This is a genomic window from Agromyces mediolanus (genome assembly GCF_014648575.1).
Lineage (GTDB): Bacteria > Actinomycetota > Actinomycetes > Actinomycetales > Microbacteriaceae > Agromyces > Agromyces mediolanus.
The window spans coordinates 50,536-64,938 of record NZ_BMRJ01000002.1 but is presented as its reverse complement, the minus strand read 5'-3'; the positions used below and the strand labels follow the sequence as shown (position 1 = coordinate 64,938).

At 72.6% G+C, this 14,403-nt stretch carries 16 protein-coding genes; 13 read left to right on the top strand and 3 right to left on the bottom strand.

Annotation, left to right across the window (positions count from 1 at the left end):
* Positions 1 to 64 precede the first annotated feature (64 nt).
* Together IEY71_RS10100 and sufU are read left to right on the top strand one after the other, a co-directional pair.
* Entirely contained in the window at positions 65 to 1,381 is a 1,317-nt protein-coding gene (locus tag IEY71_RS10100; RefSeq protein ID WP_189085222.1) for an aminotransferase class V-fold PLP-dependent enzyme, read from the top strand.
* On the top strand, positions 1,378 to 1,830 hold the full coding sequence (gene sufU, locus IEY71_RS10095; RefSeq protein WP_189085221.1) for a Fe-S cluster assembly sulfur transfer protein SufU: 453 nt from the start codon (positions 1,378 to 1,380) through the stop codon (positions 1,828 to 1,830). The genes IEY71_RS10100 and sufU overlap by 4 nt, the downstream gene beginning before the upstream one ends.
* 18 nt (positions 1,831 to 1,848) lie before the next feature.
* On the opposite strand, the gene IEY71_RS10090 is transcribed toward sufU, so the two are convergent.
* Positions 1,849 to 2,898, bottom strand: coding sequence for an enoyl-CoA hydratase/isomerase family protein (locus IEY71_RS10090; RefSeq protein ID WP_189085220.1), 1,050 nt, complete (start codon positions 2,896 to 2,898; stop codon positions 1,849 to 1,851).
* Between the two features lie 30 nt (positions 2,899 to 2,928).
* Between IEY71_RS10090 and IEY71_RS10085 the strand changes: the two genes are divergently transcribed.
* The 3 genes from IEY71_RS10085 (at position 2,929) to IEY71_RS10075 (ending at position 5,423) form a co-directional block, all read left to right on the top strand.
* On the top strand, positions 2,929 to 3,567 hold the full coding sequence (locus IEY71_RS10085; RefSeq protein ID WP_189085219.1) for a LysE family translocator: 639 nt from the start codon (positions 2,929 to 2,931) through the stop codon (positions 3,565 to 3,567).
* A gap of 129 nt (positions 3,568 to 3,696) precedes the next feature.
* Entirely contained in the window at positions 3,697 to 4,404 is a 708-nt protein-coding gene (locus tag IEY71_RS10080) for a hypothetical protein (RefSeq protein WP_189085218.1), read from the top strand.
* A gap of 65 nt (positions 4,405 to 4,469) precedes the next feature.
* Complete coding sequence (locus IEY71_RS10075; protein WP_189085217.1) at positions 4,470 to 5,423, top strand: hypothetical protein; 954 nt, start codon at positions 4,470 to 4,472, stop codon at positions 5,421 to 5,423.
* A 24-nt stretch (positions 5,424 to 5,447) separates the two neighbouring features.
* Here IEY71_RS10075 and IEY71_RS10070 read toward each other — a convergent pair whose 3' ends face one another.
* Positions 5,448 to 6,008: a YbhB/YbcL family Raf kinase inhibitor-like protein gene (locus IEY71_RS10070; RefSeq protein WP_189085216.1), complete on the bottom strand. Its 561-nt coding sequence runs from the start codon at positions 6,006 to 6,008 to the stop codon at positions 5,448 to 5,450.
* Positions 6,009 to 6,112: 104 nt separating this feature from the next.
* On the opposite strand from IEY71_RS10070, the gene trhO reads away from it, so the two are divergent.
* The 8 genes from trhO (at position 6,113) to IEY71_RS10030 (ending at position 12,877) form a co-directional block, all read left to right on the top strand.
* Positions 6,113 to 7,006, top strand: a complete 894-nt coding sequence (gene trhO / locus IEY71_RS10065; protein ID WP_189085215.1) for an oxygen-dependent tRNA uridine(34) hydroxylase TrhO — start codon at positions 6,113 to 6,115, stop codon at positions 7,004 to 7,006.
* Between the two features lie 90 nt (positions 7,007 to 7,096).
* Positions 7,097 to 8,086 carry a siderophore ABC transporter substrate-binding protein gene (locus tag IEY71_RS10060; RefSeq protein WP_189085214.1) on the top strand — a complete coding sequence of 330 codons (990 nt, stop codon included), beginning with the start codon at positions 7,097 to 7,099 and terminating at the stop codon, positions 8,084 to 8,086.
* Positions 8,087 to 8,166: 80 nt separating this feature from the next.
* Positions 8,167 to 9,105, top strand: coding sequence for an ABC transporter permease (locus IEY71_RS10055; protein WP_229781662.1), 939 nt, complete (start codon positions 8,167 to 8,169; stop codon positions 9,103 to 9,105).
* Positions 9,102 to 10,139: an iron chelate uptake ABC transporter family permease subunit gene (locus IEY71_RS10050; protein ID WP_189085213.1), complete on the top strand. Its 1,038-nt coding sequence runs from the start codon at positions 9,102 to 9,104 to the stop codon at positions 10,137 to 10,139. Before IEY71_RS10055 ends, IEY71_RS10050 begins: the two co-directional genes overlap by 4 nt.
* Positions 10,136 to 10,948, top strand: coding sequence for an iron ABC transporter ATP-binding protein (locus tag IEY71_RS10045; RefSeq protein ID WP_189085212.1), 813 nt, complete (start codon positions 10,136 to 10,138; stop codon positions 10,946 to 10,948). Before IEY71_RS10050 ends, IEY71_RS10045 begins: the two co-directional genes overlap by 4 nt.
* A gap of 41 nt (positions 10,949 to 10,989) precedes the next feature.
* Positions 10,990 to 11,805, top strand: coding sequence for a siderophore-interacting protein (locus IEY71_RS10040; RefSeq protein ID WP_189085211.1), 816 nt, complete (start codon positions 10,990 to 10,992; stop codon positions 11,803 to 11,805).
* 181 nt (positions 11,806 to 11,986) lie between these two features.
* The gene (locus IEY71_RS10035; protein ID WP_189085210.1) at positions 11,987 to 12,355 is read left to right on the top strand and encodes a hypothetical protein; all 369 of its coding nucleotides are present in this window, start codon (positions 11,987 to 11,989) and stop codon (positions 12,353 to 12,355) included.
* A gap of 12 nt (positions 12,356 to 12,367) precedes the next feature.
* Positions 12,368 to 12,877: a hypothetical protein gene (locus tag IEY71_RS10030; RefSeq protein WP_189085209.1), complete on the top strand. Its 510-nt coding sequence runs from the start codon at positions 12,368 to 12,370 to the stop codon at positions 12,875 to 12,877.
* A gap of 24 nt (positions 12,878 to 12,901) precedes the next feature.
* Here IEY71_RS10030 and IEY71_RS10025 read toward each other — a convergent pair whose 3' ends face one another.
* Positions 12,902 to 14,320 (bottom strand): LssY C-terminal domain-containing protein, encoded by a 1,419-nt coding sequence (locus tag IEY71_RS10025; RefSeq protein ID WP_189085208.1) that lies wholly within the window; start codon positions 14,318 to 14,320, stop codon positions 12,902 to 12,904.
* Positions 14,321 to 14,403 lie beyond the last annotated feature (83 nt).

Sequence of the window (14,403 nt, the reverse complement as noted above, 5' to 3'; positions counted from 1 at the left end):
ATTGCGCGTGAATGTATACATGAATCCGGGTCTCCTCCAGGCTGAGCATGGGACGATGGAAGGGATGAGCAGCGACACCCTCGGGGCCCGGCGCGTCGCCGATCTCCGCCTCGACTTCCCCGTCTTCCGCGACGCCGGCGAGCACGCCCCCGCGTACCTCGACTCCGCCGCGACCTCGCAACGGCCCGCCCGCGTGCTCGACGCCGAACGCGAGTACCTCGAACACCACCTCGCCCCGGTGCACCGCGGCGCGAGCGCCGCCGTGGGCCGCTCCACGACGCTCTTCGAGGACGCCAGGGCCACCGTCGCCCGCTTCGTCGGGGCCGGCGAGCGCGAGCTCGTCTGGGCCGAGAACGCCACCGACGCGCTGAACATCGTCGCGCTCGGCATGGCGGATGCCTCCGCCGGACTCGGCGGCGCCGAGGCATCCCGCTTCGCCCTCCACCCGGGCGACGAGCTCGTCGTCGTCGAGGCCGAGCATCACGCCAACCTGATCCCCTGGCAGCGGCTCGCGGCCCGCACCGGCGCCGTGCTGCGGCCCGTCCGGGTCGATGCGCGCGGGCTCTGGGGCCCGGCCGAGCTCGCCGCCGTGCTCTCGCCGCGCACCCGCGTCGTCGCCTTCGCCGAGGTGTCGAACGTCACGGGCTTCCTCGCCCCGGTCGCCGAGCTCGTCGCCCTCGTGCGCGAGCGCTCGCCCGAGGCGCTCGTCGTGCTCGACGCCTGCCAGTCGGTCCCCCACCGGCCGAGCGACCTCGCCGCGTCCGGCGTCGACTTCGCCGCGTTCTCCGGCCACAAGATGCTCGGGCCGAACGGCATCGGCGGCCTCTACGGCCGCGCCGAGCTGCTCGACGCGCTGCCCCCGGCGCGCACCGGCGGCTCCACGATCACCCGGGTGACGCTCGAGCACGCCGAGTTCCTGCCCGCGCCGCACCGCTTCGAGGCGGGCACCCAGCCGGTGTCCCAGGTCGTCGCCCTCGCCGAGGCGGCCCGCTACCTCGACGAGCTCGGCATGGCCGAGGTCGCCCGGCACGAGTCCGCGCTCGCGGCCCGCATGGCCGAGGCCGTCGCGGAGCTGCCCGGCGTGCGCCTGATCGGGCCGCCGCCCGGCGAGGAGCGCGCCGGGCTCGTCTCGGTCGTCGTCGACGACGTGCACGCCCACGACGTCGGCCAGTACCTCGACGAGGCGGGCGTCGTCGTGCGCGTGGGCCACCACTGCGCGCAGCCGCTGCACCGGGCGCTCGGCGTCACCGCCACGACCCGCGCGAGCGCGCACGTCTACACCACGGAGGACGAGGTCGACCGCTTCATCGACGCCCTCGGCGGCGTGCGCCGCTTCTTCGGCGTCGCGGGCGCCGGCGAGCAGACGGGGGTCGTCGCGTGAGCGGGCTCGAAGGGCTGTACCAGCAGATCATCCTCGACCACTCGAAGGCCAGGCACGGCGACGGGCCGCTCGAGCACGCGGCCGCGGAGCACCACGAGTACAACCCGACGTGCGGCGACGAGCTGACCATGCGCATCCGCCTCGACGACGCGGGCGAGCGCATCGAGGAGCTCGCCTGGCAGGGCGACGGCTGCAGCATCTCGATGGCCTCGGCGTCGGCGCTCGTCGACCTCATGGCCGGCCGCACCCTCGAGGAGGCCGGCGAGCGCATCGACGCCTTCCGGGCGATGCTGCGCTCGCAGGGCGCCGGCGAACCCGATGAGGAGCTGCTCGAGGACGCGATCGCCTTCCACGGCGTCTCGAAGTACGTCATGCGGGTGAAGTGCGCGATGCTCTCCTGGGTCGCCCTGGAGGCCTGCCTCACCGAGGCGCGCGCGACGCGCGGCTGAGCTGCTCGGCCGCGGGGGTCAGGCGAAGACGCCGCCGCCGGGCGCCGGGGTCTCGAGCACGCGGCCCGGCAGGTCGAGCGGCACGTCGCGGATCTCGGGCGGGTTCCAGCGCGGGGACCGGTCCTTGTCGATGACCCGCGCACGGATGCCCTCGTGCAGATCGGGCTGGTCGAGGAACCAGCTGACCGCCCGGAACTCCTGCTCCAGCGCGTCCTCGAGCGCGGGCAGCGTGCGCGCCCGGCGGATCGAGGCGAGCGTCACGGCGAGCGCCGTCGGCGACAGCGACTCGAGCTCGTCGGCGGCGGCCTCGGCATCCTCGTGCCCGTGCTCGCGCAGCCGGCGCACGATCTCGGCGACCGTCGGCGCCGAGTAGCAGGCGTCCACCCAGTCGCGGGCGAGCGCGAGCTTCGAGGGCTCGGGAGTCTCGTCGAAGAGCATGACGATCTCGGCGGGGCTGCCCGGGTCAGCGCGCTCGGCGAGCGCCTGCACGAGGTGGGACAGCCGCTCGGAGGGCACGTACGCGTCGGCGAAGCCGGCATGGAGGGCGTCGGCCGCGTCCATGGTGCGGGCGTTCAGCCCGAGGTGCACCCCGAGCTCGCCGGGGGCCTTCGCGAGCAGCCAGCTGCCGCCGACGTCGGGGGTGAAGCCGATGCGGGTCTCGGGCATCGCGACGCGGGAGCGCTCGGTCACGATGCGGATCGCGGCGTGCCCGGCGAGACCGATGCCGCCGCCCATCGCGATGCCGTCCATGATGGCGACGACCGGCTTCGGGTAGCGGGCGATCGCGGCATCCAGCCGGTACTCCGTTCGGAAGAAGGCCCGTGCCTCCTCGTGCCCGTCGCTCGTGGCGTAGCCGTAGAGCTCGCGGATGTCGCCGCCGGCGCAGAAGCCGCGCTCCCCCGCCCCGTCGAGGACGACCAGGCCGACCTCGGTGTCACGCCGCCACGCCTCGAGCACGCCCGTGAGCTCGCGCACCATCTCGTAGGAGAGGGCGTTGATGGCCTCTGGCCGGTCGAGCGTCACGTGGCCGACGCCGTCGGCGACCGTGGCGGAGATGTGGGGGCTCACACCGCCACGCTAGCGGAGTAGCATCCTCGCATGGTCCCCGCCGCCAACCTCTGGGCCTTCGTGGCCGCCTCGGTCGTGCTCATCGTCGTGCCCGGCCCGAGCGTGCTGTTCGTGATCGGCCGTTCGCTCGCGCTCGGCCGGGTCGGCGGGATGCTGAGCGTCGTCGGCAACGCGCTCGGCATGATCCCGCTCGTCGCGGCCGTCGCGCTCGGCGTCGGCGTCGTCGTGGCGCAGTCGGTGGTGCTGTTCACGATCGTGAAGATCGTCGGGGCGCTCTACCTCGCCTACCTCGGCGTGCAGGCCATCCGGCACCGGAGGGATGCCTCGGCCGCGATCGCCGGCCGGGTGGCGCGTCGGTCACCGTGGCAGCTGCTCGGCGAGGGATTCCTCGTGGGCGTGACGAACCCGAAGACGATCGCGTTCTTCGTGGCGGTGCTGCCGCAGTTCGTCGACTTCGGCGCGGGCGCGATCCCGCTGCAGCTCGCGACGCTCGGCGTCGTGTTCGTGGTGCTCGCGCTCGCCTGCGATTCGGTGTGGGCGCTCGCGGCGGGCTCGGCGCGCGACTGGTTCGCCCGTTCGCCGAAGCGCGCCGAGCACCTCGCGACCACCGGCGGCGTCATGATGATCGGCCTCGGCGGCGTGCTCGCGCTCAGCGGCGCGAAGCACTAGCCCTCCCGCCGACGAGCTGGTGTCCGAGCACGGAGATCGATCCGACGCCACCGCATCCGACACGCGCCAGATCTCGGGGAGACGCCGCCCGCCTGGCATACCGAACGCCGAGTTCGTAGACTTCGTTGCGTGAGTGATCAGCAGCAGGGGCGACTGCCAGCACCTCCGTACGCATCCGATTCGCACCTCCGCTCGGTGCCCGACGCGCAGGCGCGGCTCATGCGAGTGGTCCTGCCGCTCCAGCTCATCCCGGCGGGCGTCATGCTCGGCGGGGTGGCGTCGCTGTTCGCGCCCGGCGAGCTCACGCTCGCACCCGTCGTCGTCATCGCGGCGGGCTGGGTCGCGTGGATGATCGGCACGCTGGTCGCCCTCACGGTCATGGCGCGGGAGGAGGCGGGGCTGCAGCACCGCCTGTCCGCGGCATCCGCGCTGCTCGCCGCCGACCCCGGCGCGGTCTCCTCGTGGCCCCGGGTGCCGGCGATCCTCTCGCGAGTCCCGCGCGCCGGCAAGCGGGCGCCGTTCCGCACGGCGATGTACGTGGCGGACCTCGGCGCCCGGGGAACGCTCCCGGTGGCGGTGCGCCTCGCCCCGCAGCCGGTGCCGGCGCAGGACAGCGGCGCGAGGCTGCTGCTCCATCCGCACGACCCGGCGATCGCGCTGCTCGACCCCGCCGCCACCGCGGGCGACCACGCGGCGGCCGCGCACGACCCCGCGCTGACCGGACTCTCCAAGCCGCAGCGCGGCGTGGCGTTCGAATTCCGCCGGCTGCTGCCGTGGATCGGGGCCGGAGCCGCGGCGCTGGTCCTGACGTTCCTCCTGCTGCTCCTCGCCCGGTGAGCGCCGAGCCGCACGAGCCGAGTCCGCTCATCCCGACCGCACGCACTCCGAAGACGGGAGCATCCGTGACACGCTGGAAACCCCTGACCGCCGCAGCCGCCCTCGGCATCGCGAGCGCCGCCCTGGCCGGCTGCGCACCGCAGCCGGCGGGCACCGACACGTCCGAGAGCACCGCCGTCGTGGACGCGTTCCTCGCGCACCTCGAAGCGGGCGAGGCGAGCGAGGCCGCCGCGCTGACCACGATCGAGTTCGACGACGCGCTCATCGACGACGCGTTCTACCGGGCCTCGGCGGCCCTGCCGACCGACGCGCACATCGTCTCGTCGGCGGGGTCGGCCGACGGCGCCACGGTGACCGTGGAGTTCGCGTTCGACGGCGTCGACGCCCCGGTCACCCTGGAACTCGGCACCAGCAGAGACGGCGACGAGGTGAAGATCGACCGGTTGGGCCCGGCGGAACGGATCGGGGCGCCCGCTCCGGTCCCCGGCACCCTGATCGTCAACGACCGCGTGGAGTTCCCGCTCCTCGAACCCGCCGCCGAGGTCGCCCTGCTGCCCGGCGCCTACGCCGTCGAGTACGCCGACCCCACCGGGCTCCTGGAAGGCGCCGGCGGGGCGTCCGCCTTCACGGCCTACGTCCCCGAGGTCGTCGCCGCCGACGGCTCGATCATCGGCACGGGCTTCGCGTTCACTCCCGTGTTCATGCAGGACGTCGATCCCGGCCTGGCCGACGCGCTCGCGCGACTCCAGGCGGCGTGCGAGGCCGACGGCTTCGCCGGGCCGTCGTGCCCGGCCGGGTTCCCGACCGAGCCCCGCGAGAGCTCCGGCACGGAGTGGTTCCCGAAGAGCGAACCGCAGATCGTCTTCCTGGACGGCGAGTTCGTCACCACCGCGGAGTACGACGTCGTGTTCTGGAACGGCGACGTCTCCACCACGGTCGAGGCCTCGTACACCGGCACGGTCTCGCGAGACGCGAGCGGGTCGATCGCGTTCACCCCGAGTGCGGGCTCGGCCGGCTGAGGCGACCGAGCCGGCCCGCCCCGATCAGCCCGCGTCGGCGGGGTTGACGTCGGTGCCGATCAGGATGCCCCGAGCCAGCCCGTGGAAGAAGCAGTTGAAGCCGAGCACGGCCGGCGTCGTCACGGCCGGGTCGAGGTCGAGGTGCGCCACGTCGAGCGCGTGCACGGCGAAGAAGTAGCGGTGCAGGCCGCTGCCGGCGGGCGGCCCGGACCCCCGGTACCGCGGCTCGCGGTTCTCGTTCTGCAGCACGAGCGCCCCCTCGGGCAGCGCGCCCGTGGCGAGCGCGTCGGGCGCCCCGGCCCCCGCGGCGAGGCTCGTCACCGAGGCGGGGATGTTCGCGACCGCCCAGTGCCACCAGCCGGAGCCCGTCGGGGCGTCGGTGTCGAAGCAGGTCACGGCGAAGCTCTTCGTCTCGGCGGGGAAGCCCGACCAGCTGAGCTGCGGCGACACGTCCCCGCCGCCACGACCGGCCCCGCGCTGCGCCTCGGCGAGCGGCTGCCCCGGCGCGAGGTCCTCGCTCGTGAGGGCGAAGGAGCCCATCGGCCGCAGCTTCTGCAGCTGTTCGTACGGGTCGAAATCGAACATCTCTGTCCTTCCGTCGTTCGCCGGGCCCTCGCTCGATCCACGCGGAGGCGCCGGCATCCGGTCCTCCGCCCAGCCTACGTCGCGGCCCCACGTAGGATTTCGGGGTGGCCGTCGCCAAGATCCTGCTGTACTACGTGTTCACCCCCATCGCCGACCCCGAGGCGATCCGCCTCTGGCAGCGCGACCTCGCCGAGTCGCTCGGACTGCGCGGCCGGCTGCTGATCTCGGGCGACGGGCTGAACGGCACGCTCGGCGGTGAGCTCGGCGCGCTGAAGCGCTACGTGCGCAAGACGCGCGAGTACGCGCCGTTCCGCGGCATCGACTTCAAGTGGAGCGAAGGCACCGGCCTCGACGAGGCGGGGGCCAGCCTCGACTTCCCGAAGCTCAGCGTGCGGGTGCGCGAGGAGATCGTGTCCTTCGGCGCCCCGGGCGAGCTCGTCGTCGACGCGGGCGGCGTGGTCGGCGGCGGCACCCGGCTCGACCCCGAGGCGCTGCACGAGCTCGTCGCCGAGCGCGGCGACGAGGTGGTCTTCTTCGACGGCCGCAACGCGCTCGAGGCGGAGATCGGCCGCTTCCGAGGGGCGGTGGTCCCTGCCACGGAGACGACGCGGGACTTCGTGGAGCTGCTCGACCGCGGCGACTTCGACCACCTGAAGGGCCGGCCCGTCGTCACGTACTGCACGGGCGGCATCCGCTGCGAGGTGCTGTCGGGGCTGATGGCGAGCCGCGGCTTCGGCGAGGTGTACCAGCTCGAGGGCGGCATCGTCCGCTACGGCGAGCGCTTCGGCGACGACGGGCTGTGGCAGGGCTCGCTGTACGTCTTCGATGGGCGCGGCTCGGTGGACTTCAGCGATCACGCCGAGGTGATCGGTCGCTGCGCGGGCTGCGGCGCCGCGACGAAGCGCACGGCGAACTGCCCGGATGCCTCGTGCCGGCAGCAGTCCGTGGTGTGCGAGGGGTGCACGGCGGTCCCCTGCGCGGCGCACGCCGGGGTTTGAGATTCGCCTACGGTTAAGGTTAGCCTCACCTTAGTCGACGCGACGAGGGGTCGGCATTCCTTGCACACTCCTACGAACGGGGACTTCCGCATGCCCAGACGCCAGTCGATCTTCGCCGCCGCCGGGGCGCTCGCCGCCGCGAGCCTCCTCCTCGCCGGCTGCGCGAGCGGCACGGCCGAGGCCGAACCGAGCACCGCCGCGGCCACCACGGTCACGATCGAGGACAACCACGGCGAGGTCGAGGTCCCGGTGAACCCGAAGCGCGTCGTCGCCCTCGACAACCACGTCTTCGAGACCCTCTCCGCCTGGGACATCCCGCTCGCCGCGGCGCCCAAGGGCGTCATGGGCACCGACATCTGGCCCGAGTACACCGGCGACGAGGCGGTGCTCGACGTGGGCGCCCACTTCGAGCCGAACCTCGAGTCGATCGTCGCGGCCCAGCCCGAGCTCATCATCGGCGGCTACCGCTTCGCCGAGTCGTACGACCAGATCGTGAGCCAGAACCCCGACGCCGCCGTCATCGAGATCGCGCCGCGCGAGGGCGAGGACCCCGCCGCCGAGCTCGTGCGCCAGGTCGAGATCCTCGGCCAGATCTTCGACCGCGAGGACGAGGCGGCGAAGATCGTCGCCGACTTCGAGCAGTCGATCGCCGACGCCAAGGAGGCCTACGACGGCAGCTCGACCGTCGTCAGTCTGATGACCTCGGGCGGCGAGATCTCCTACATCGCCCCGGTCACCGGCCGCGGCCTCGGCATGCTCTACCCCGCGCTCGATCTGAAGCCCGGCATCGAGCAGGCCGCCGACGACACCTCGCACGGCGACGACATCAGCGTCGAGGCGATCGCCGCGGCGAACCCCGACTGGATCGTCGTGATCGACCGCGAGGGCGCCATGACCGACGCCGAGGGCTACGTGCCCGCCAAGCAGCTCATCGAAGGCTCGGAGGCGCTCGCGAACGTCACGGCCGTGAAGCGCGGCCAGGTCGTCTACGTCGACCCGGCGTTCTACCTCCGCGAGGACATCCAGACCTACACCGGGGTCTACGAGCAGCTCGCGAAGGCGTTCGGGGCGGCATCCTGAGCCTCGACACGTCCCACGCTCGGGCGGCAGACCCCGCCGCCCGGCCGGAGGCGCGCGCCGTTCGCGGCGCGCGCCTCCGCGTGCTCGCCCTGCCCGCGGCGATCGCGCTCGCGATCGCCCTGCTCGCCGCCTCCCTGTTCGTGGGCGTCTACGACGTCGTCGGCGCGGAGGGCGGCGGCGAGATGTTCTGGATCACCCGCGTGCCGCGCACCGTCGCGCTCGTGCTCTCGGGCTGCGCGATGGCCGTCAGCGGCCTCGTGATGCAGATGCTCACCCAGAACCGCTTCGTCGACGCCACCACCTCCGGCACCACCGAGTGGGCCGCGCTGGGGCTCCTCGTCACCCTCCTCGTCGTGCCGACCGCACCGCTGCCCGTGCAGATGCTCGTCGCCTCCCTCGCGGCCTTCGCCGGCACCCTCGTCTTCCTCGCGGTGCTCCGCCGCATCGCGCTCCGCTCGACCCTCGTGGTGCCGCTCATCGGCATCATGCTCGGCGCCGTCGTGAGCGCCGTCACCACCTACCTCGCCGCGACGAACAACGCGCTGCAACTGCTCGGCACCTGGTTCATGGGCAGCTTCACGAGCGTCGTCCGCGGCCGCTACGAGGTGCTCTGGGCCGTCGCGATCGTCACGATCCTCGTCTTCGTCGTCGCCGACCGGCTCACGGTCGCCGGGCTCGGTCGCGACGTCGCGACCACCGTCGGCGTCCGCTACGAGGCCGTCGTGCTCCTCGGCACGAGCCTCGTGGCGGTCGCCACTGGCGTGACCGTCGTGGTGGTCGGCTTCCTGCCGTTCCTCGGACTCGTCGTGCCGAACATCGTCTCCCTCGTGCGCGGCGACGACCTCCGCTCGAACCTGCCGTGGGTCTGCGTCGGCGGCGTCGTGCTCGTGACCGCCTGCGACCTCGTCGGGCGCACCGTGCGGATGCCGTTCGAGGTGCCCGTGTCGATGGTGCTCGGCATCGTCGGCAGCGCGGTGTTCATCGCCCTGCTCCTCCGGCAGCGGGCGGTGCGCTCGTGAGCGCCGAGGCATCCGTCCCGACCGTCGGCGCCGAGGCATCCGCCCGACCCGCCGCCGCGGCCACGACGCGCGAGCGGCGCGTCCCCCTCGCCGCGATCGTCGCCGGAGCAGCCGCCGCGCTCTTCGCCGTGGGACTGCTCGTGTGGGGCAACCCGGTGCCGGCCGACCAGCCCGGCTTCTGGGTCATCGTGCAGAGCCGCTCGGTCGCCGTCGCGACGATCGCGCTCGTCGCCGCCGCGCAGGCCCTCGCGACGGTGCTCTTCCACACGGCCACCGGCAACCGCATCCTGACGCCGTCGATCCTCGGCTTCGACGCGCTCTACACCCTGATGCAGACGGCGCTCGTCTTCGTGTTCGGGATGGCGGCCACGCAGGTCGAGGGCGTCGGCAAGATCGTCGCGCAGAGCGCGCTCATGGTGCTCTTCGCGACACTGCTCTACGGCTGGCTGTTCTCCGGGAAACGGGCGAACCTGCACGTGCTGCTGCTCGTCGGCGTCGTGCTCGGGGTCGGCTTCGGCTCGGTCTCGACGTTCCTGCAGCGGATGCTCACGCCGAGCGAGTTCGACGTGCTCGCCGCGCGGCTCTACGGCAGCATCGGCCGCGGCAACCCCGAGGTGCTGCCGTGGGCCGCCCTCGTCGTCGCGGCGATCGCGGTGTGGGCGTGGCGGCGACGCGCGGCGCTCGACGTGATCGCGCTCGGGCGGGATGCCGCGACGAGCCTCGGCCTGCGCTACCGGCGTGAGATCGTCGTGCTCCTCGTGGTCGTCGCCGTGCTCGTCTCGGTGTCGACGACCATGGTCGGGCCGATGACGTTCTTCGGCTTCCTGGTGGCGATCATGAGCTACCAGTTCGTCTCCTCCGATCGGCACGGCCAGGTGCTGCCCGTCGCCGTGCTGCTCGGCCTCGCGACCCTGCTCGGCGCGTACTTCGTCATGCAGCACGTCTTCGCCGCCGCGGGTCTCGTCAGCATCGTCATCGAGTTCGTCGGCGGGCTCGCGTTCCTCATCGTCATCCTCAGGAAGGGGCTGCGTTGATCACCATCGAAGCGGTCGACAAGCACTACCGGGCGACTCGCGCGCTCGGACCCGTCGACCTCGAGATCGCCTCGGGCGGGCTCACCGCACTCGTCGGCCCGAACGGGGCCGGCAAGTCGACCCTGCTCACGATCGTCGGGCGGCTGCTCGACCCCGACAGCGGGCGGGTGCGGGTCGGCGGCCTCGACGTCGTCACGGCGAAGCCGCGCGAGCTCGCGAAGGTCGTCTCGATCCTGAAGCAGGAGAACCACTTCGTCGCCCGGCTCACGGTGCGCCAGCTCGTGTCCTTCGGCCGGTTCCCGCACTCGCAGGGCCGGCTGACCGCCGCCGACCGCGAGGCCGTGGACCGGGCGCTCGCCTTCCTCGACCTGGAGGGCTTCGAGGAGCGCTTCCTCGACGAGCTCTCGGGCGGGCAGCGCCAGCGCGCCTTCGTCGCGATGGTGCTCGCGCAGGACACCGAGGTCGTGCTGCTCGACGAGCCGCTCGCGGCGCTCGACATGCGGCACGCGGCGGCGATGATGCAGCGGCTGCGCGACGCCGCGGACGAGCTCGGCAAGACGATCGTGCTCGTCGTGCACGACGTCAACTTCGCCTCGGCCTACGCCGACCGCATCATCGCCCTCGCCGACGGCCGGATCGTCGCCTCGGGCACGCCCGAGGAGATCATGCGGCCCGAGGTGCTCTCTGCGGTCTTCGACACCCCCGTCGACGTCGTGGAGCACGGCGGCCAGCGCCTCGCCGTCTACTACCGCCCGGACGCCGTGCCCGCCGCAGCGGGCACCGGGTCCGCATCCGCATCCGAGCACTGACCGCCGTCCGCACCACCGCAGCGACCCCGAAAGGACCCGCAATGCCCTTCACCCTCGACCGCGTGCCCCGCGAGCTCGTCTTCCGCCCCGTCACGCTGACCGCCCGCGAGCGGCTGGCCCCGCACTACCTGCGCCTCCGCCTCGAGGGCGAGGCGCTGCGCGGTTTCGACTCGCTCGGCAGCGACGACCACATCCGGCTGTTCTTCCCCGGCGAAAGCCCGGCCGAAGGATTCGGTTTCGACGGCGATGCCGGTGCGCTCGACGTCGGGGCGCTCCGCGAGTCCCCGAGCCGGGAGTACACCCCGCTCGCCTGGGACGCCGAGGCCGGCGTGCTCGAGATCGAGTTCGTCGTGCACGGCGAGCACGGCATCGCCGGACGCTGGGCCGACCGCGCGCCGATCGGCTCGGTCATCGGGGTGGGCGGACCGCGCGGCGCGACGGTGATCACCGGCGAGCCCGACGGCTGGCTGCTCGCGGGCGACGAGACGGCGCTGCCGGCGATCCGTCGCTTCCTCGCCCGCCTCTCCCGCGAGGGCGACGCGACGCCCCGCGGACTCGTGCTCGTCGAGGTGCCCGACGCCGCGCACCGGCCCGCTCTCGAGGCCCCCGCCGGCACCGAGCTGCGCTGGGTGCACCGCGACGGGCGCCCGCAGGGCGAGGCGCTCGTGGCGGCCCTCGATGCGCTCGGCCCCGAGGACCGGCCCGCCGGCGAGGTGTTCGCCTTCGTCGCCGCCGAGCACGCGATCGTGAAGCCGGCGCGTGCGCTCGTGCTCGACCGCTGGGGCCTCGCGTCCGATCAGCTCGTGGTGAAGGGCTACTGGCGCCGCGGCGAGGCGGAGTACCACGCTCCGCACTGAGCTCGGCGGACAGGGGCACCCTTGGAATCCCGGATTACGAACGTCCACATTGGACTAAACGCCATAAGCCCACGATTCAGGAGCCTCCTGGGATCCCGAAATGAGATTTCCTCTTGACGCGCCCTTGTCGATGTGCTGTGATTTCAGGCACAACCGCAGCAACAGGGTCAGGAGGGTCGTCATGAAGCTGTCGCGAGCCTTCGCAGGCGCGGTGCTCCTCGGCTTCAGCTGCGGCCTGATGGTCACCCAGAGCGCGCCGGCGGTGGCGCTCGGCACGAGAACCGTGAGCTGCGTCTACAACCCGCCAGGGACTGGATACGTGACCGGATACAGCTGGCGAAACAGCGATTTCAGCGGTGGCGCCTACACGAACAAGACCCCCGATTGCACGGCACTCACGCTGTCGGTGCGGGTCAAGTATCAGTCATACCCAGGAGGCCCCTATTACTGGACCGGATTCAGCTACGGTTCATCGTCGGTGACCCAGTATCAGTCAGGCACCAGTGACGGCGAGCACGGCGTGTCCGGGCAGGGCGTCTTCTCCACCTGAAGGGCGGACACCATGAAGCACTCAGCCAAGGCCCTCGTCCTCGCAGCCGCGCTCGCCTGCGCGGGGTGCTCGGTTCCGGGCGCGTCGGCGGATGGAGCGCCGCTCACGCGCGATGAGCTCCCGCCGGTCGGCCCCTCGGCGCAGCAGACGATGGCCCTCGCCGACGGTTCGGTGTCGCTGCCCGAGTACCAGGACGCCTTCGCGCGCTACGAGGACTGCATGTCGGACGCCGGCCAGCCGCTCGCGAACATCACCCGGGGCGAGAAGGTCATCGCGTACTCGGTGCCCGACGAAGCCGTGCAGTCAGGAGACGACGACCGCTGCTACCAGCGCGAGTTCGCCGGTGTCGACGAAGCCTGGCAGATCGCGAACGAAGACGACTCGTTCACGACCCGGCTCCTGCAGGCCTGCCTCATCGGCCATGGCATCACCCCCCTCGAGTCCGCGGTCGACGTCGCCGAACAGGCCGCCGCGGCGGGCCTCACTCCCGACGCGTGCCAGGGCTACGCGGGCTCGCTGTGAGGCCGGAACGCCGCTCGACCGGGCTCAGGGCTCCGCGCGACCCCGCCGGGCGTAGGCGCGGGCCGAGCGGCTCGACAGGGCGAGCAGCACGAGGATGTCGACGGCGAGCGTCAGCAGCGTCGTGCGGATCGTGATCTCGGCGTCGCCGCCGAAGTAGTCCACCGCCGAGACGAGCGTGCTGAGGATCGCGACGAACATCACGGTGATGCGCGCCCAGTTGCTGCCCCGGAACACGAGCCACGCGAACACGAGCTCGGCGAGCAGCACGACCGCACCGCCGACGATGACCGTCCAGAGCACGAAGGCGGACACCTCCCCCTCCGTGACGCCCTCGGCGACGAGGTCGAGCTCGCGCACGACCGTCGGCCACTGCACGTACAGGCCGATCAGCCAGATCACGCCGAGCAGTACCCGGACCACGATGAGCAGCGCCCCGAGCGAGGTCGCCGCCGGTCGGCGGTGCACCCGGGCGAGCGCGGCCCGCTCCGCGTCGCGGTCGGCGAGCCGGGTGAGCGGCTCGAACGCGGTGCGCTTCGCGGTCTCCGGATGCTCGGCCGGCTCGCCGGGCGCCCCGCGGGAGGCGGGTCGGGTCGCGGATGCCCCGGCCGAGGCATCCGCCGCCGCGACCGCGGAGCCGAGCGCGAGCACCGGCAGGTCGCCGTCGGTCGTGATCGTGTCGCCGCCGCCGTTGCGCGAGTGATAGCCGGTGGAGAAGTCCCGGATCACGTCGACCGACGCCGGCACGCCGGAGTCGAGCACGGTTCGCACGATGTGGTCGCGCTCGACGTCGGTGTCGGCGTCGATCTTGTGCGTGATCTGCAGGGTGAACAGCGAGAAGCCGACGGCCCGGTCGAAGGTGCCGGCGGCGAGCCAGTCGACGCGGCGGCCGCCCGGCAGCAGCCAGCCCTCCGGCGTCCGCCAGAAGCGCACGTGGTGCCGTTTCGCCGGATTGCCCTCGACCTCCTGCTGGTACGCGAAGTCCTGCATCCGCCCGAAGAGGAAGAGCGGGCTCACGGGCGCCTCGTCGTAGCTGCGGCGGGTGATCGTGGAGAGGATGATGCGCCAGCTCGAGGCGGCATCGACGTCGTCGGCTCGCGTCCACCCGGCGCCGCGCATGGCCTCGTGGATGGCGCCCTCCTCGCCGAGCAGCGCGAGGTTGACCGGGTCGCCGAGCAGGCCGTCGCTCGTGCGCGCCCGGCCGATGAAGTAGTCGGGCACGTAGATCGTCGTGAGGATGCGGTGCAGCCGGGGCAGCACGAGGTAGGCGAGCAGCAGCCAGAACGCGAGGAAGAAGAGGATGCCGAACCAGCCGAACTCGAACGACTGACTGAGCACGAGCCAGGCGAGCCAGATCGCGGCGACGCCCGCGTAGACGAAGACCGCGCCGTCGAGCAGGGCGTTGACCGAGAGACGCCTGCCCCCGCTCGCCGTCGTCGCCCCCATGCGGTCATGCTAGCGATTCCTGGTGCGGCCGGGGCTTCCTGCATCGACCCGGCTCGCCGTCACCGGCTCCGGCTACCCTCGCC

What these genes read in the sequence shown, in the direction of transcription:
- IEY71_RS10100 (WP_189085222.1), top strand. Translation starts at nt 65, where the DNA reads ATGAGCAGCGACACCCTCGGGGCCCGGCGCGTCGCCGATCTCCGCCTC.
- IEY71_RS10085 (WP_189085219.1), top strand. Translation starts at nt 2,929, where the DNA reads ATGGTCCCCGCCGCCAACCTCTGGGCCTTCGTGGCCGCCTCGGTCGTG.
- IEY71_RS10070 (WP_189085216.1), bottom strand. Translation starts at nt 6,008, where the DNA reads ATGTTCGATTTCGACCCGTACGAACAGCTGCAGAAGCTGCGGCCGATG.
- IEY71_RS10060 (WP_189085214.1), top strand. Translation starts at nt 7,097, where the DNA reads ATGCCCAGACGCCAGTCGATCTTCGCCGCCGCCGGGGCGCTCGCCGCC.
- IEY71_RS10040 (WP_189085211.1), top strand. Translation starts at nt 10,990, where the DNA reads ATGCCCTTCACCCTCGACCGCGTGCCCCGCGAGCTCGTCTTCCGCCCC.
- IEY71_RS10035 (WP_189085210.1), top strand. Translation starts at nt 11,987, where the DNA reads ATGAAGCTGTCGCGAGCCTTCGCAGGCGCGGTGCTCCTCGGCTTCAGC.
- IEY71_RS10030 (WP_189085209.1), top strand. Translation starts at nt 12,368, where the DNA reads ATGAAGCACTCAGCCAAGGCCCTCGTCCTCGCAGCCGCGCTCGCCTGC.
- IEY71_RS10025 (WP_189085208.1), bottom strand. Translation starts at nt 14,320, where the DNA reads ATGGGGGCGACGACGGCGAGCGGGGGCAGGCGTCTCTCGGTCAACGCC.